At 74.3% G+C, this 16800-nt stretch carries 12 protein-coding genes; 8 read left to right on the top strand and 4 right to left on the bottom strand.

The features are described 5' to 3' along the window. Positions 1-21: 21 nt before the first annotated feature. A complete protein-coding gene (locus TR48_RS24275) occupies positions 22-1491 on the bottom strand; it encodes an FAD-dependent monooxygenase (RefSeq protein WP_042370878.1) in 1470 nt (489 codons plus the stop codon). A 176-nt stretch (positions 1492-1667) separates the two neighbouring features. Here TR48_RS24275 and TR48_RS24270 point away from each other — a divergent pair, with 176 nt between their 5' ends. Then, the gene (locus TR48_RS24270) at positions 1668-2189 is read left to right on the top strand and encodes a protein-tyrosine phosphatase family protein (protein WP_042370876.1); all 522 of its coding nucleotides are present in this window, start codon (positions 1668-1670) and stop codon (positions 2187-2189) included. A gap of 10 nt (positions 2190-2199) precedes the next feature. Continuing rightward, positions 2200-2946 carry a VOC family protein gene (locus TR48_RS24265; RefSeq protein WP_042370874.1) on the top strand — a complete coding sequence of 249 codons (747 nt, stop codon included), beginning with the start codon at positions 2200-2202 and terminating at the stop codon, positions 2944-2946. Positions 2947-3024: 78 nt separating this feature from the next. On the opposite strand, the gene TR48_RS24260 is transcribed toward TR48_RS24265, so the two are convergent. The 3 genes from TR48_RS24260 to TR48_RS24250 form a co-directional block, all read right to left on the bottom strand. Further along, entirely contained in the window at positions 3025-3228 is a 204-nt protein-coding gene (locus tag TR48_RS24260; protein WP_042370871.1) for a cold-shock protein, read from the bottom strand. A gap of 346 nt (positions 3229-3574) precedes the next feature. Continuing rightward, entirely contained in the window at positions 3575-4282 is a 708-nt protein-coding gene (locus TR48_RS24255; protein ID WP_084729700.1) for an arylsulfotransferase family protein, read from the bottom strand. Between the two features lie 48 nt (positions 4283-4330). Continuing rightward, positions 4331-4714, bottom strand: coding sequence for a nuclear transport factor 2 family protein (locus TR48_RS24250; RefSeq protein WP_042370870.1), 384 nt, complete (start codon positions 4712-4714; stop codon positions 4331-4333). 39 nt (positions 4715-4753) lie between these two features. Here TR48_RS24250 and TR48_RS24245 point away from each other — a divergent pair, with 39 nt between their 5' ends. The 6 genes from TR48_RS24245 to TR48_RS43555 form a co-directional block, all read left to right on the top strand. After that, positions 4754-7459, top strand: a complete 2706-nt coding sequence (locus tag TR48_RS24245) for a helix-turn-helix transcriptional regulator (RefSeq protein ID WP_152628152.1) — start codon at positions 4754-4756, stop codon at positions 7457-7459. A 704-nt stretch (positions 7460-8163) separates the two neighbouring features. Next, positions 8164-9147: an AfsR/SARP family transcriptional regulator gene (locus TR48_RS24240; protein ID WP_161789898.1), complete on the top strand. Its 984-nt coding sequence runs from the start codon at positions 8164-8166 to the stop codon at positions 9145-9147. Next, positions 9144-11447 carry a TOMM precursor leader peptide-binding protein gene (locus tag TR48_RS24235; protein ID WP_042370860.1) on the top strand — a complete coding sequence of 768 codons (2304 nt, stop codon included), beginning with the start codon at positions 9144-9146 and terminating at the stop codon, positions 11445-11447. Before TR48_RS24240 ends, TR48_RS24235 begins: the two co-directional genes overlap by 4 nt. After that, positions 11437-13533: a TOMM precursor leader peptide-binding protein gene (locus tag TR48_RS24230; protein ID WP_063771049.1), complete on the top strand. Its 2097-nt coding sequence runs from the start codon at positions 11437-11439 to the stop codon at positions 13531-13533. The genes TR48_RS24235 and TR48_RS24230 overlap by 11 nt, the downstream gene beginning before the upstream one ends. Before the next feature lie 65 nt (positions 13534-13598). Further along, complete coding sequence (locus TR48_RS24225; RefSeq protein ID WP_042370857.1) at positions 13599-15227, top strand: SagB family peptide dehydrogenase; 1629 nt, start codon at positions 13599-13601, stop codon at positions 15225-15227. Positions 15228-15240: 13 nt separating this feature from the next. Then, positions 15241-16800 (top strand): lantibiotic dehydratase family protein (locus tag TR48_RS43555; RefSeq protein ID WP_042370927.1); only part of this gene is annotated, 1560 nt, incomplete at its 3' end.

The following is a 16800-nucleotide window of genomic DNA, read 5'->3' as shown; positions in this document are numbered from 1 at the left end:
GGGCGGGCCGCCAGCCGGCGGTCAGGCCTGTGGGGCGGGCGCGGGTCCGAACCAGCGGGCCAGGGCCTCGTCGAGCCCCGCGTCCGTCCCGTCGCCGACCCACGCGACATGTCCGTCAGGCCGGACGAGCACGGCGGCGGGGGCCGGGACGGGGCCGAGCACCGGCAGCTCCCACGCGCCCTCGTACCGCGCGTCGACCGAGCGCACCCGGTCGCGCCAAGCGCCCGCGGTGACGGACCCCGGCTCGCCGAGGCCGAGCAGCACGGGGCGCGCCTCGTGCAGGAGCGTGAACATCCGCAACGGGCCCTGCGCGGTCGTCAGGTCCAGATCCGGCATGCGGCGGCCCAGCAGCGGGTGCCCGACGCCCTCCGCCCCGTAGCGGACGTCGAGGCCGAGGTGCAGGGCCGCCATCCTGGTCCGGGCCGCGTCGACCGACATCAGGTCGGCCACGACGTCGGCCAGGGCGTCGACGCGGGGATCAGCCCGCTGGGTCACCGACATCGCCATCGTGTACTTCAGCACCCGGGCGGTGGCGGGGTGGCGCTCCGCCTGGTAGGTGTCCAGCAGGCTGTCCGGTGCGACGCCCCGGACGACCTGCGCGAGCTTCCACCCCAGGTTCACCGCGTCCTCGACGCCGAGCCCGATCCCCTGACCGCCCGTGGGCCCGTGGACGTGGGCGGCGTCCCCGGCCAGCAGAACCCGCCCCGCGCGGTAGGCGTCGGCCTGCCGGGTCGCGTCACTGAACCGCGAGATCGTCGTCGGGCTGTGCACCCCGAAGTCCGTGCCGTACACCGCGATCAGGGCGTTGCTCAGGTCGGCGAGGGTGGGCTCGGTCGCCGGGCCCAGCTGCTGCTCGGTGACCAGCACCTGCGTCGTCCGGCCGTCCGCCATGAGGGTCAGCCCGTGGATCCCCGTCGCGTCGACGCGCATGCCCTTCGGCGTCTCCTCGGTGGCCTCCACCTCGGCGATCAGGGTGCTCCGGGTGGCCTCCCACCCCGGGAACCCGATGCCGGCCGCCTTGCGGATCGTGCTGCGTCCGCCGTCGGCCGCCACCAGGTACCGTGCGCGCATCGGCGCGCCGTCCGCCAGACGCAGTTCGACCCCGTCGGCGTCCTGGGCGAACCCGACCACCTCCCGGCCCCGGAGGACCGGCACCCCGAGCTCCTCGATCCAGCCGGCCAGGATCTCCTCGACCCGGCTCTGGACCAGGCCCAGCGTATAGGGATGCCGGGTCGGCAGGTCGCCGACGTCCACCCGCGCGTTCGCGAAGGACGCCGCGGAGACGGTCTGCCCCTCGGCGAGGAAGCGGTCGGCGATGCCCCGCTGGTCGAGGATCTCGATCGTGCGGGAGTGGAACCCGCGGGCGCGCATGCCGAGGAGCTCGGCAGTGGCGCGCCGCTCCACGACGCGCACGTCGACCCCGGCGAGCGCCAGCTCGCCCGCCAGCATCATCCCGGTCGGGCCCGCCCCGGCAACGATCACATCGGTCATCTGAACCACTTTCACCCTGGCCCGTCGCCGGGCGCGACCGGAGGAGTCCGGAACACGGCAGTGTGGGCCATCGACCCGGCCTTGCGGCAAGGCCCCCCGTGGGCTGTAGCTTGGTAGTGGCGGGGAGGTGCCTGCTCCGACGCCCAGCTCCTCCAGCCGGCTCGAGGGGGAGCACCGTGAAGACGCGTCAGAAGCACGGCGGTGGCGGCGCTCCCGTTCCACGGGCGCCCTGGAACGAGATCAGGCCACGGCTGTGGATGGGCGGACACTTCTGGGCCGACCCGGCGGGCCGGGTGCGGGCCGCCGTCGTGGACGCCGAGTTCGACGTGGTGGTCAGCCTGTTCACCCGGGAGGGTCACGGGCCCCGCCCGGGCGTCGACCATCTGGTCAACGAGATCCCCGACGGTCCGCTCACCGCGCCGCAGATCGGCTCGGTCCAGAAGCTGGCGACGACGGTCGCGGAAGCGGTGCGCGGTGGCCGCAGCGTCCTCGTACGGTGCCGGTTGGGCTACAACCGCTCCGGTTTGGTGGTGGCGCAGGCCCTGGTCGAGCTCGGGGAGGACGCCGGCACGGCCGTCGAGCTCGTCCGGCGGGGGCGGTCGCCCTGGGCGCTGCACAACCGCGACTTCGAGGAGTACCTCACCACGGGAGTCGACATCGCCCGGCTCCTGGTCGGTCTTGACCCCGCCGGCTCGTAGGATCGCCGGTATGGCACTGCGACCTGTTCTGCTGAACATCAAGGCTCGTGACCACGAGGCCGTCGGACGGTTCTGGGCGGAGGCGCTCGGTTGGGGTGTCCGCGGTGGGACGCCCGGGGTGACGACGTGTGTCGCACCCGTCGGCGACTCCGCCTGGCCGGACGCGGCCGCGCTGTGGATCGTCGTCGTCGCTGTTCCCGAGCCCAAGACGGCGACGAAGAACCGGGTGCACCTCGATCTCGCCACCACCTCCGCGGGGCACCAGGCGGACCTGGTCGCGCGCCTGCGGGCGCTCGGCGCGACGCCGGTGCAGGTGGGTCAGGGCGAGGTGCCGTGGACGGTGCTGGCCGATCCCGAGGGCAACGAGTTCTGCGTGCTGGAGCCCCGGGAGGTCTACCGGGACACCGGGCCGGTCGCGGCGGTGGTGGTCGACTGCGCGGATCCGCGGGCCATGGCCCGGTTCTGGGACGAGGCGGTGGACTGGACCCTGCACGAGGTGGACGACGACTTCGCGGGGCTGCGCTCCGCCGAGGGCGTCGGCCCGTATCTGGAGTTCATCCGCACCCCCGACGTCAAGACGGCGCCGGACCGCGTGCACATCGACCTGCTGCCGTACCCGGGTGACGACAAGGAGGCCGAGGTGGCCCGGCTGCGGGCCCTCGGCGCGGCCGACCTCGACCTCGGCCAGGGAGACGTCCCGTGGACGTGCCTGACCGACCCGGAAGGCCACGAGTTCTGCGTCCTCGCCCCTTCCTGACGCGGGGCCGACGGAGCCGGGCAGGCGTCGGCCCCGCTGCCCAGGACGGGCGACGGGGCCGACAGTGCTGCTGGTGCGTCAGCCGCGGACGATGTTCGCGGCCTGCGGGCCCTTCTGGCCCTGCTCGACGTCGAACGTCACGGTCTCACCCTCGACGAGCTCGCGGTAGCCGTTGCCGGTGATCGCGGAGTAGTGGGCGAAGACGTCCGGGCCGCCGCCGGCCTGCTCGATGAAGCCGAAGCCCTTCTCGGAGTTGAACCACTTCACGGTGCCCTGAGCCATGCTGATCTCCCATTCGGGACGGAGTGGCACCCGGTCACGGATGCCACTTGGTGTGGTCGCGTCCTCGAACAGCAGGTGAAGCGGTACGGCGGACAGCGAGTATCAGTGATCACGTTACGCTGTGCCACCCCTCCGTGTCTCTGGGCGGCGGGTTACATCTTCGCAGCGTCCCTCCCGCGACCACCGGATAAGGCACCCCGTTGCGGTCAAAAACGGACGGATCGGCCGATGGAGGTGCTGTCGCAGGCGTCAGCCGGGCCGCACCCGCGCCCACCTGCACGGTCGCGGGTGCGCGGCGGGAGCGGTGCGGCCGCGCGTCGGGCGCGCGGCGGTCATGGGCCGAGCGTCACCTCCAGTCGAAGCGGTACGCGCGGTAGGTGTTCACCCCCGCCGGGAACTCGGCGTCGAAGAGCAGCCCGCCGGAGGGACCGAACTCCGAGACGTAGGGGAGCGAGCCCCAGCCGACGGCCAGCGCGCCGTCGCCCAGCGTCTGGGCGTTGCCCTGGGACGAGGCGCTGAGCCCGGACGGCTGCGCGACGGAACGGACCAGCGTGGCCGTGTGCGTGCGCGGGTCCAGACGGACGGTGTCCACGCGGCTGTACGGGAGCTCGGTGAGCGTGCCGGTGCCGGTGTTGGCGATGCCCGCCGACTCGTTGTCGAAGACGGTGTAGAGGCCGTGGCCGAGCGGCTCCGGGTCGTGCTGCCAGGCGAAGAGCGTCCGGGCGGCGTTGAGGCGCTGGCCGGGCGCGGCCGTCAGCGTGAAGGAGCTCGCCTTCCCACCGAGCTGCCAGCGGATCGCCCCGGTGCGGCGGGAGACGTCGTAGGTCGTCCAGGTGTTGCGGGCGTCGACGAGCAGGCTGCCGTCGGTGTCCTGCTTGACCGCGTTGACGTGGAACCAGTCCCAGGGGGTGGCCGCCGAGGCCGGCAGCGGCTGCTCGCTCTGCGCGTAGGGGACGTGGTCGGCGGCGTCCCACTGGAAGAGGACCTTGCCGGTGCGGATGTCGACCTCCTGGACCACTCCGTCGATCACCTTCTGGTCCGACGGGCCGCCGATCGGGAGAGCTGTGTTGCGGCGGCGTGTCGGCCGCGTCGCGAACCGCTGTCAGGCGGGGCCGACGTGGGCGGCGATGAGGCGCCAGCCGCTCTCGCTCGCATGGACCCAGGTGCGCGTGTAGCGCACGCGAGCGTCGAACTCCTGCCCGTCCAGGGTGCCGGCGAGGGTGCCGAGGAACCAGGTGACGCCGGTGGCGCCGGTGACCAGGACCGTCAACTCCTCCTCGTCGACGCGGCTCAGGCGCTGCCGACCGCTGCGCTGGACCTCCAGATCGTCCTGCTTTCCGTACAGGCGACCGTCGGGGCCGGTGAAGACCAGGCGGTCGTCCAGCAGGAGATCGAGCGTCCGGGCATCGGCGGTCAGCTGCGCGGCCTGGAGGCGACGCTCGGCGGAGCGCAGCTCCTCGGTGAGTCGACCCACATCGGTACCCATGGACGACACGCTACCGAAAAGGTCGGTAACGTGCGGTTCATGGCTTCACTTGTCGGGCGCGATACCGAAGTTCAGGGCCTGGTGGAGGCGTTGCGGGGGCTGGCGGCCGCCGGAGCCGGCGGGCGCGCCGTCGCCGTCGTCGGGGAGCCCGGGATCGGGAAGAGCGCGCTGCTGTCGGAGGTCGCCGCCCGTGCGCGGGCCGCAGGTATGCGGGTGGACGCCGTCCGTGGGCGGGGCGCGGGCTCCGCCTCGCCCGTCGGTCTCCGGCGCGTGTCCGACGTACGGGACCTCGCCGGGCGCGCGGCCGACGGCGTGCCCGCGCTGGCCGTGGTGGACGACCTCCACCGCGTCGCGGAGACCGAACTCCCGTCCGTGGAGCAGCTTCTCGAGATCGCGACCACGGGGCCGGTGCTCTGCCTGCTGGCCTACCGGCAGCGCCAGCTCTCTCCCGCCCTGGCCGAGATCCTCGCGCATGCGACCTGCGCCGGGGCACTCGACGTCTGGAACCTGCCGCCGCTCCCGCCGGAGCAGGCCCAGGAGTTGCTGGGCGCGCACCCGCGCGCGGACGAGGCGGTCCGCGAGGCGATGGGCAACCCTCTGTACCTCAAGGCGCTCAGCGACGACGAGGAGGCCCGGGCCCAGGCCGGGACCGCCGTCCTCGGCGAGTTGGCGGGCCTCGACGGTGACGCGCTCACCGTGCTCCAGGCCGCCTCCGTCCTCGGCGAGCCGTTCGACCCGGAGCTGGCGGCCGAGGTCGCGGAACTGGACGGACGCGCGACCGCCGCCGCCGTGGACCGCCTCGCGGGTCTCGACCTGCTGCGTCCCTGCGAGCCCGCCGCGCTCCTCGACCTGCGTCACCGGGCGCTCGGGCAGTTGCTCTACCAGCAGCTCGAGCCCGGCCGACACCTCGCCCTGCACCGGCGCGCCGAGCGCGCACTGGCCCTGCGGTCGGCGCCCTTCGTCACCCGCGCCCGCCACGTCGTCCGCGCGGCGGACCCGGGACGGCCCGAGCACGTCACCGTCCTCATGGCCGCAGCGCGCGACGAGCTCTACACCGCCCCCGCCGAAGCGGTCCGGTTCCTGCGTGCGGCGCTCCCACTGCTCCGGGAGGGTCAGGACCACTGGCACGAGGCCCACGTGCTGCTCGCCCGCGCCCAACTGCTCGCCGGAGACGCCTCCGAGAGCCGCGACCTGCTCGACTCCCTCCGGGCGACGGTCTCCGGAGCGCCCGCCGAGGCGGCGGTGCTGCCGGAGTCGAGTCGCGCCGAGCGACGCCTGGGCCGCTTCAGCGAGGCCGGAGCCCTGGCGCGGTCAGGACTCGCGGCTCTCGCCGACCGGGACTCCGCGACCGCCGCCGCCCTGCACATCGAACTCGCCGACTACGCCTACGACCTCCAGGACTTCGAGACGTCCCGGGACCACGCCGAGACCGCGGCGGCGATCGCGCGCCGCCACCTGGACCGGGTCGGCGAGGCGCAGGCCCTGGGGCAGGCCGCACTCGCCCGCCTCTACACCCGCGACCAGGACACCGCGCGGGAGCGGGCCACGGCGGCGGCCGAGCTGATCGACGCGTCGCCGGACACCGTCTTGCTGACCAATCTGGACGCGGTTCTCCAAGTGGGTCTCACCGAGGGCGTGCTGGGACGGTTCGACGCCTCGCAGCGCCATCTGGCCCGCGCCGCCGAGCTGTCCGGACGGACCGGTCAGAAGCACGTCGAGCACAGCGTCCTCACCGTGCTGGCGAACGCCCAGGCCCGTGCCGGGAACCTGCCCGCCGCGCTGGCCACGCTCGACGAGAGCGGCCGACGGGGCGACGGAGGCACGGAGCCCTCGGCGCAGGCCATCGCAGCGATGCTGCGCGCCGAGATCCTCCACTGGCTCGGCGGCTCTGGCTCCGGCTCCGGTTCCGGCTCTGGCGGCCAGGCCGACGCGGCGGACGTCCGGGCCGCCGCCGACCGGGCCCTGGCGATCGCGTCCGGGTCCCCGGCTGCCTGGGCCGTCACCGTCCGCTGCTTCCATGCCGAGCTCGTGCTGCACAACGGCGATCCGGTGCAAGCCCGTTGGCTTCTGCTCGACGCCGCAGGCGGCGAGGACCTGCCCCGGCTGACCGTCTGGCGCAAGCCCCGCTGGTGCGACACGCTGGCCGAGGCCGCGCAGGCGACCGGCGATCCGGCGTCGGTCGAGCGCTGGGCGGGGCTCGCCGAACGCTGCCTCGCGGAGCTGCCGTCCGCCGGTCGGCAGGGATTCGCCCTGCGGGCCCGGATGCGCGCCCACGCGGCACGGGGGGCCGTCGACGCGGCTCTGCGCAGCGCGCGGGAGGCGATGGCGGCCTTCACCGGCAGCGGCGAGCGGATCGAGCTGTGCCGGACGCTGCTGGCGGCATCCGCCCTGTCCCTCGGCGCTGGGCGCACGACCGGCGTGTCGGACTGGCTGGACCGCGCCGCCTATCTGGCCGACCGGTGCAGCTCGGCCCGTCTGGCGAACGACGTCGCCCGCCAGCGCGCCCGGCTCAGCGCAGCAACAGCCGCTGCGCCGGCGCGCACCTCCGTGCGATCGACAGTCCAACTCACCGCCCGTGAACGGGAGATCGCCGAGTTGGTCAGCACCGGACTGACCAACAGTCAGATAGCGCAGCGCCTGTTCCTGAGCGTGAGAACTGTCGAGACGCATCTCGGTCAGGTCTACCGCAAGCTCGGCATCGCCAACCGAGCCAGTCTGACGCGGACCATGCTGACCGAGGGCTGACGGGAGAGTTCTCCGTTCTGGTCCGCAGGAGTCCGAGCCGGTGCCGCTCGGCGACGGCCGCGACATCCTGCGGACCAGGGCGGCCCCCTCGTGTTCCCCGTTGTTCCGGCGGCTTCGAGTCTGCCCTGCCGGGCCACGGAGGGGATCCGTGAAAACACGTAGTGCCGACACGGATGGGGCGGGGCGGGCGGTCACATAGTCTGCCGGGCGGACGGCTCGGCCACGGCGCGCGAACAGCAGAAATAGCCCGCCGGCGAAGCGCCGGACGGGCGGGAAATAGCGGTGCGTGGAGGCGGGACGGAATTAAGGCGCCGTGGGCGGTATTCGCCGCGGCGCGCCGCCGTGAATTGTTCTGCAGCGGGAAGGAGCCCGGAAAGGATTGCAGGGGCACAGTCTGTCGGCCTGCTCGTCCGCGCTTCAAGCCCCCGCCCGGCGGGGATTGATCCCTCCAAGTGGCTGGTCCAGTCAGGGGGTTGCGCTTCGCGACCAGGGCTGACAGAGCGCCTCGCGAGGCACGCCCGTCCTCCGGCCGGGCGCCTATTGACATGCTTCTGCCACAATTCCCGCATTCCTGGGCGCACTTGACAGAAATATCCGAAGGCATCAGATTCTTGTCCGACGCGTGGGGGAGTTGTGAAGGATCCTGTGCTTTCTATCTCCCGCGTCACCTGACATCTGTGTAGCCTTCCGGGAGAAGCATGCGAATGGCAGTTCAGTCTGCCCGGAAAGTCGAGTTCACCGTGCTGGGCCCGCTGGGGTTCACCGACGGCTCCGAGGTCGCCGTGCTCCAGCCGTCCAAGCCGGGCGCACTGTTAGCGGCCTTGCTGCTGAACGCCAACAGCGTGGTGTCCGTCGGCTACCTGCTGCGGGCCGTATGGGGGGACGAGGCACCGGAGACCGCCAAGGCCGCGGTCCAGACGTGCGTGCTCCGACTGCGCAAGCTCTTCAAGACCTACGGGATCGCCGGCAGCACCATCGAGACCCTGTCGGACGGCTACCGGATCAACGCGGACGCCGACACCCTCGACCTGCTGCGCTTCCGCGAACTCCTGCGCGCCGCCTCCGCCGCGGCCCACCCCGATGACGAACTGGCCCTGCTGCGCGAGGCGTTGACCCTGTGGCGGGGAAGACCGATGCTCGGCAACGTCAGCTCCGCGCTGGTGCACCGCAACGAGGTGCCGCGCATCGCCGAGGAGTGGCTGCGGGCGGCGGAGCGGATCTTCGAGATCGAGATGGCCCTCGGCCGCTGCCGCGAGGTGCTGCCCGAGCTGGTCCAGACCGCGTACGGCCACCCCGTGCACGAGCGCTTCTGGGAACAGCTGGTCGAGGCGCTGTACCGCACCGGGCGACGGGCGCAGGCCCTGGCGGAGTACGGCACCGTCAAGCGTCACCTGCGCGAGGAGCTGGGCATCGACCCCGGCCCGGGACTGCAACGGCTGGAACTCCTGGTGCTGCGCGGCGATCCCGTCCCGCAGTGCGCTACCCCGGCGCGTCCGGGCGCGCCGGACCGGCCCGCGTCAGGGCCGGATGTGCTCCAACTCCTGCTCAAAGCAGGCCTGCTGGAGCAGGACCCGGAGGGCCTCTACCAGATGAACGGCCTGCTCCAGGCCATGACAGGGGCCTCCGCCGACAGCCCTCGCGCCTCCGGCGCGCAGCGCGCCGCGACATCCCGATCGACAGGAGAATGAAGAAGTTGGCTGCCGCCTACGAGGACCTCGCCCCCACCCGGCCGCGCCTGCGGCGGGACGTCCTGTTCACCGAGACGCCCACCGGGGTGCTCTTCCACAACGCCCAGGGCGGGTTCGGCGTCAACGCCAAGTCCGCCTACCGGTTCGCCTCCCTTGTCGTGCCGCACCTGGACGGCGGACAGAGCGTCGCGGCCCTGTGCGAGGGGCTGGGCGACGGAGCGCGCCGCATGCTGGTGCAGCTCGTCGACGCGCTCTACACCCACGGCTTCGCCCGGGACGTCGCCGCCGACCAGGTCTCCGGCGACGCGCCGACCGCGGTCGTGGCCGCCCGCTTCGAGGCGCAGCTGGGGTATCTGGACCACTACGCCGACGACCCGGCCGGCCGGTTCCAGCGCTTCCGCCGCTCACGGGTCGCGGTGCTCGGCGACGGTCCGGCCGCCCGCTGGTGCGCGCTCGGCCTGCTGCGCAACGGCAGCGCCGCGATCGGGGTCGCCCGCGCGGCGGGCGACTGGGACGAGCTGCTGCCCACGGTGCTGTCCGAAGCCGCGGCGCTCGGCGGGGAGGGCTGTCCGGTCGACGTCGAGCTCTCCTCCTCCTTCGGGGGCGGCCGCGCGGGCTGGGCGGAACTGGACGGCTACGACCTGGTCGTGGTGGCGCCCGGTCGCGAGGCCGTGCGGCAGACGGCGGCGCTGCTGGACGCGGGCGTCCCGGCGGGCCGGGCGCTGCTGCCGGCGTGGGCCTTCGGCGACCGCCTGGTGTCCGGCCCGCTGATGCGCGCGGACAGCCCGGGGTGCTGGATGTGCGCGTTGCTGCGGCTCGGCGCGAACGGCGACGCGGCCGCGGCGGCGGAGGTGTGGAGCGGCCTGGGTCTGGTGGCCCCGCTCGACCTGCCCGGCCCCCGGCTCGGCGGGCCGCTCGCGGCCATGGTCGGCAACCTGCTCGCCTTCGAGGTCTTCCGGATCACCACGGGGGCGCTGCCCGCCGAGACCGAGGGCCGCCTCGTGGTCCAGGACCTCGACACCCTCGACGTGGTGACGGAGCGCCTGCTGCCGCAGCCCCGCTGCCCGTACTGCGCCGCGACGGCGCGGTACGCCCGCGCGGCGGACGAGATCGGAGTGGACGAGTCCGAGCTGGCCGAACCCGACCTGGTGCCCGACCCCGCGACCGTCCTGGAGGAGGCGGCCCGGACCCGCGCGACGCAGGCCCTGGAGTCGCTGGAGCCGCTGCTCGGCTCCCACGCCGGGGTGTTCCGGGGCTTCGCGGACGAGGAGTTCGAACAGAGCCCGCTGAAGGTGAGCTCCGTCGAGATCGGCCTCGGTCCCGGATGGACGCGGACCATCGCCGCGTTCGACCCCCACCACGTCGCCGGTGCGCGTCTGAACGCGGTGCTGCGGGCTGCGGAGGTGTACGCCGATCACGTCGTGCCGCACCACGCTGACCGCCGCGAAGACTCCCGCGAAGACCCCCGCGAGGGTCCGGCGGGCGTCGGCACGGCGGAATGGCCGGTGGTCGGCCCCGAGGCGCTCGACATCGGCAGCGGCGTCGCGGCCGCTCCTGGCCAGATCCGCGCCTGGGCCCGGGCCCGGTCGCTGCTCGGCGGTGGGACGGTGCTGGTGCCGCGGGCGGCGCTGCGGCCTTTCGGCGCCGACAACGACGACCGTGTTGTCGAGCGGACCGCGGCGGGGATCGGCGCAGGCCGGAGCCCGGGCCAGGCGGTGGCACGGGGCCTGCTGAGCGCGCTCTCCCACCAGGCGGTGCGGCAGGCCGTCCGGGGCGTCACGCCGGTGTTCCGGCACGCGCCCGGGAGCCTCGACGGGGTGGCCGAACTGCTCTTCCTGCTGCGCTCCGCCGCCCATCTCGGCGCCGAGCCGGAGCTGCTGGAGCTCGGCGAGCCCGCGGAGCGACCGGTGCCGGTGATGCTCGCCCGATGCGCCGTTGCGTCAGGCGGGCCCGCGCTGTGGACCGTCTCCGCGTCGCCGGACCGGCACCAGGCGGCCGTGCGCGCGTTGCGTGACCTGGTCGGCGCGCTCCAACTGCGCCGGGCCGCGGCGGCAGGCCTCGACGCCGGGGATCCGTTGATGGCGGACCTCGACCCCGCCGCGCTGGCCGTCGTCGCCGACGCGACCACGGCGCCGCAGCCGGCGAAGGGCACGGGCGCGCCCTTCACCGAGACCCTGGCGCGGATCCGCAAGTCGGGCCAGGACGTCCTGGTCGCTCCGGTCGCCGCGCCGGACCTGGCTGCCGGCGGCGTGCACGTGGCCCGGGTCCTGCTCGTACGGGAGGCGCACGGTGACCGTTGACATCGCACCGCCGCCCCCGGCGGTCGTCGGGCTGCCGGGCCCGTGGCCGGACACCTGCGCGGACCTGGCCCGCCTGCTGGCGGACGCCCTGGCCGAGCACGGCGTCACGACCGGCGTCGAGCTGGGCATGCTCGGCTTCCGCGACGAGCTGACCCGGACGGCTGATCCGACGTCCGCCCTGACATCCGACCCGACGTCCGACCCGACGTCCGACTCGACGTCCGACTCGACGTCCGACTCGACGTCCGACCCGACGCCCGACTCGACGTCCGCCCTGAGAGCCGACCCGACGCCCGTGCCGGGGCTGACCGGCGTGCCGCGCATCCCCGTGCGCCTGTACGGCCATCAGGTCGTGGTCGGTCCGTTCCCTGCCGCCCACCGGTCCGCGCCGTGTCCGCGCTGCCTGGCGCGCCGCTGGCAGGCTGTGCGGTCCACGGCACTGCGAGACGCCCTCGAACTGGGCGGCCCCACCGTGCCCTCGGGGAACCCGCCGTGGGCGCTGCCGTTTGCGGCGGGCACGGTCGCGGCCGTCGTCGCGGCCGGACTCGCCGCCGACCTCGCCGCCGCGGCCCGCGAGGACTACCGGTACGGGACCGTGTACCTGGTCGACCTGGAGCGACTGCACGTCGCGTCGCACCCGCTGGTGCCCGACTCCGGATGTCCCGCCTGCGGCGGAGCCGTCCCGGACGCGCCCGAGGACGCCTGGGCGACGCCCGCGGCGGAGCCGAAGCCGGCCCCCGAGGTGTTCCGCGGCCGCCCGATCGACGCCTACGACCTGCCGGGCGCAGCGTTCGTCAATCCCGTCACCGGCATGCTCGGCGCAAGGACGGTGCCCGACCTGGGCTCGGTGTCGACCTCCGCCGTGATGGGCTGCTTCACCCTGCGCTCCGACGGCTACCTGGACGAGTGCTTCTGGGGCGGCCACACCTCCGGCTACGGCGTCAGCGGCAGAGTCGGCCTGCTGGAGGGCCTGGAACGGTTCGCGGGCATGCGTCCGCGCGCCAAGGCGACCGTGGTGCACGCCAGTTACGCGGAGCTCGGTGACCAGGCGGTCGACCCCAGGCTCTGCGGCGGCTACTCCGAGGACTTCCACCGGCGCGAGCCGGACGTCCGGCCGTTCGACGCGGACCGGCCGATCCCCTGGGTGTGGGGCTACTCGCTGCGCGACAGCCGTCCGGTCCTGGTGCCCGAGATCCTGGCGTACTTCCACACCGAGGGGCAGGGCGGCGACCGCTTCGTCCAGGACAGCTCCAGCGGCTGCGCCTCCGGCGGCGGGCTGGCCGAGGCGGCCTACCACGGGCTGATGGAGGCCGTGGAGCGGGACGCCTTCCTGATCGCCTGGTACGCGCAGGCGGAGCTGCCCGAGCTCGACCCGTACAGCAGCAACCGGCGGGAGACCCGCGAGACGGTCGACCGGCTCGCTCTGTACGGCTACCGGGTGCGGCTCTTCGACACCCGCGTCACCTTCCCGATCCCGGTGGTGACGGCCGTCGCGCAGCGCCGCGACGGCGGGCTCGGCACGCTCGCGTTCGGCGCGGGGGCGAGCCTGGACCCGGAGGCCGCTGTCGCGGGCGGTCTGTGCGAGATCGCCACGGACGCCGTGAAGCTGGGCCGGATGGCCGCGCACGAGTACGAGCGGCTGCACGCCATGACGCGCGACCGCACGCTGGTCGGCGGGCTGCACGATCACCCGCTGGTCTACGGCCTGCCGCAGATGGCCCGTCACGCGGACTTCCTGCTGGCCCGGGAGCGGGAGGTCAAGCCGCTGTCGCAGGCGTTCGGCGCGGGCGGCCCCGCACCGCAGCCGAGCCTGGACCTGGTCGAGGACCTGCGGCGCTGCGTCGAGGCGGTCGCCGCCGCCGGGTTCGACGTGGTCGTCGTCGACCAGACCGCCCCCGAGCAGCGCGCGCTCGGCCTGCACGCCGTCAAGGTGATCGTGCCGGGCCTGGTGCCGATCGACTTCGGGTGGCGCCGCCAGCGCGCCCGGCACCTGCCGCGGGTGCGCACGGCCCTGCGCCGGGCCGGTCTGCGCGACCACGACCTGCGCGACGACGAGCTCAACCCCGCACCGCACCCCTTCCCCTGACACCTCTTCCCTTGACACCCCGCGCCTTCCTGACGCCCCGACACTCCAGAGAGGACGGGCTCCCTTTGGGACTCGCCCACGCCTACGCGAGCGCCGTGCTGCACCGCGCCAGAACGCCGATGCCGCCCGCCGACTTCCAGCCGGACTGGGACGACCAGCCGCGCCCCGACCGCTTCTTCCCCGGCGCCGAACGGCTCCCGCTGCCGCCCTGCCCGCCGGAGGCGGGGGCGACGACTCAAGCCGGTCTGACCGGGCCCGACGGCGAGCGGCCGTTCACCCTGCCGCTGCTGGCGGGGATGCTCCAGGACTCCTGCGGCCTGCTGAGCCGGCGCCTGTCGGTGCACGCCAACGTCAACGTCACCACCATGCCGTCCTACCGGTCGGCGGACTGGGCGCGCGGGGCCGCGTCCGGCGGCGGGCTGTACCCCGTCGGCTGCTACTGGGTCACCGGTCCCGGCGGCCCCGTCCTGCCGGGCGTCTACCACTACGCCCCCGCGCACCACGCGCTGGAACGGCTGGTCACCGGCGACGCCACGGCGCAGCTCCGCACGGCGTCGGCCGCCTCCGGCGACGGGGCGGACACCGACCAGTTCCTCGTCCTCGGGGTGAAGTACTGGCGCAACGCGTTCAAGTACGGCTCGTTCTCGTACCACGTCGTCAGCATGGACGTCGGCGCGGTCCTGCAGACCTGGCGCGTCTGGGCGCGGGCCCACGGGCTGCGGATCGGGCCGCTGCACTGGTTCGACGAGACCCGCGTGTCCGAGCTGCTGGGCCTGGACCCGGAGCAGGAGGGGGTCTTCGCGGTCGTCCCGCTGCGCTGGGAGCCGGCCACGACCACGACCATGACCACGACCGCCGCCGGGCCGGCCGCAGCTCCCGCCGCCCCCGCCGCGGCGGGCCCTGCGATGCGGGTCCCGCGGCGGGACCAGGAGCGGTCCCGGGTCGTGCACCGCTTCGAGCTGCTGGAGGAGATGCGCCGGGCGGCCCTGGCGGGCGACACCGACCGGCCCGCGGCGTCCGCGCTGTCCTCCGCCCTCCCGCGTGCCGCCGACCAGGACGGCCGGCGGACCCCGTTGGAGCCCGCCCCGTCCTTGGACCTGCCGGTGCGCACCGCCCTGCGCGAGCGCCGCAGCAGCTTCGGCCGGTTCTCCTCCCACACCCCGCTCGAACCGGGCGAGCTCGCCGCCGTGCTCGACGCGGCCGTCGCCGCCGCGGGCGCGGACAGCGACGCCGCAGCGGACCGGCGCGCCCCGCTGGCCTCCCTCCACGTGTGCGTCAACCACGTCCGCGCGCTGACGCCGGCCAGCTATCGCTACGACCCGCAGGAGGGCGCGCTGACGCCCGTGCGCGACCGGGCGCCGGGGCCGTTCCTGCAACGCGCCTACACGCTGGACAACTACAACGTCGAGCAGGCGGGCGCGGTCCTGGTCGCATCGGTGCGGACCGCCGCGGTCCTCGACGCCGTGGGGGACCGCGGCTACCGGCTGGTCGGCGCGGTCGTCGGCGCCGTGGCCCAGGCCGTCTACACCGCCTGCGCCGCGCTGGGCGTCGGCTGCGGCGTGGCCCTCGGCTTCGACGCCGACTCCTACGTCGAGGAGCTCGCGCTCGAGGGCGGCGACGAGCTGCCGCTGCTGATCATGATGATCGGCCATGAACGGCCCGGCCCGGCCGGCTACCGGTACGAGATCGCCTGAGGCGGGGGAGCGCGTGGAAACCACACACCATGACGGGCCGTCGGTTCCGGCCCCGGACGGCCGGTGGCGCCTCGGACCGCGCTTCGTGCTGCGGCTGGGCGGGTTGCCGCTCTCGGCCGTGCAGGGGCTGCGCTGCGCGGACGCCCGCCGGGACGGCGACCTGCTGATCCGGGACGAGGCCGCGCTGCGCTCGGCGGGAGCCGATCTGGCCGACCGGCTCGGGGCGCTGGTCGCCTCCCTCGACCCCGACGAGCGCCGCGCCGTCCTCACGCTGCGCCGCCACGTGTTCAACAACCGTCTTCCCGGCGACCTTGCGGGCGCCGAGGCGCTGGCCGCCCGGCTGGGCGGGCCGGTGGGGGACGAGCTGGTGGCCTGGCTCGCCGCCCGACGCGGCCACGGCGAGGCCCGCGCCCGGCTGGCCCGGGAGCTGGCAGATCAGCTGCGGAGCAGCCGGGCGGAGCTGCGCCGGCTGGCGGGAGAGGAGCGGCTGCGCCGCGGCCTGCTGCTGGCCTCGCCCACGCTGGAGGGCCGGTTGGACGACTACGCCGCCGGTCTGCGGCCCGCGTCCGACAAGCGCACCCGCAAGCAGGAGCGGGCGCTGCTGCACTACCTCCACCGCACCGCCTGCAAGACCAGCCCGTTCTCCACCTTCACCAGCGTCGCCGCCGGGGTCTTCCGGCCCGGCCACGGCGGTCCCGTCGTCTTCGACGACGAGCAGCGCAGCCACCCCCGGCTCAACGTGGCCGTGCTGGCGCGACTCGCCCAGGTCGCCGCGGCCGACCGCGGCCGCCGCGACGACCTGCCCGTCGCGCCCGCGGCCGGACTGGCGCTGGCCGAGACCCGGGTGCGGTACGTGCGCCGCTCGCTCACCACCGGCGACGACAGCCGTTCCGTCGCGTTCGACACCGCAGAGGACCGCGTCTACTTCCTGCGCCGCAGCGGAGTCCTGGACCGGTTGCTCGCGTTCCTGACGGACCGCCCTGACGCGCGCTGCGGCGAGCTGCTCCAGCTGCTGCGCGAGGACACCGCCGCGAGTGAGGAGGAGGCCGAGCGCTACCTCACCGCACTCCTCGACCTCGGCCTGCTCCAACTTCCCGCCCTGGCCGCCGACGTGCACGACCGCGACCCGCTCGCCGCGTTCCGGACCCGGCTGCGCGCGCTCGACCGCCCCTGGGCCACCGAGACGGCCGACCGGCTCGGCGCCGTCGCGGACCGGATCGAGCGCTACCGCGACGCGGGCGTCGCCGAGCGACGCAAACTGCTCACCGCGCTGCGCCGCGACCTGCTCGCCGTGCAGACCGATCTCGGCGCGGCCGACGCTTCGGTGCCCCAGGTCCTGCTCTACGAGGACGCCGCCGTCGGCCCTGTCGCGGCGGACCACGACACCTGGGACGGGCTTACCGAGCCACTGGCGCAGCTCGCGCCGCTGCTCGCCGCCTACGACCCGCAGCTGGCCCAACGGCTCACCTTCAAGGGCTTCTTCGTGGCCCGTTTCGGCAGCGGCGGGCGCTGCGACGACCTGCTCACCCTCGTCCACGACTTCCACGAGGACATCTTCGACCGCTACCTCGAC

Origin of the sequence: Streptacidiphilus neutrinimicus (assembly GCF_000787815.1) — a bacterium.
Classification (GTDB): domain Bacteria; phylum Actinomycetota; class Actinomycetes; order Streptomycetales; family Streptomycetaceae; genus Streptacidiphilus; species Streptacidiphilus neutrinimicus.
Note: the sequence above shows the minus strand (reverse complement) of the source record. Positions and strands in the feature narration are given on the sequence as shown.

What these genes read in the sequence shown, in the direction of transcription:
- TR48_RS24275 (WP_042370878.1), bottom strand. Translation starts at nt 1,491, where the DNA reads ATGACCGATGTGATCGTTGCCGGGGCGGGCCCGACCGGGATGATGCTG.
- TR48_RS24265 (WP_042370874.1), top strand. Translation starts at nt 2,200, where the DNA reads ATGGCACTGCGACCTGTTCTGCTGAACATCAAGGCTCGTGACCACGAG.
- TR48_RS24260 (WP_042370871.1), bottom strand. Translation starts at nt 3,228, where the DNA reads ATGGCTCAGGGCACCGTGAAGTGGTTCAACTCCGAGAAGGGCTTCGGC.
- TR48_RS24250 (WP_042370870.1), bottom strand. Translation starts at nt 4,714, where the DNA reads ATGGGTACCGATGTGGGTCGACTCACCGAGGAGCTGCGCTCCGCCGAG.
- TR48_RS24245 (WP_152628152.1), top strand. Translation starts at nt 4,754, where the DNA reads ATGGCTTCACTTGTCGGGCGCGATACCGAAGTTCAGGGCCTGGTGGAG.
- TR48_RS24240 (WP_161789898.1), top strand. Translation starts at nt 8,164, where the DNA reads ATGGCAGTTCAGTCTGCCCGGAAAGTCGAGTTCACCGTGCTGGGCCCG.
- TR48_RS24235 (WP_042370860.1), top strand. Translation starts at nt 9,144, where the DNA reads ATGAAGAAGTTGGCTGCCGCCTACGAGGACCTCGCCCCCACCCGGCCG.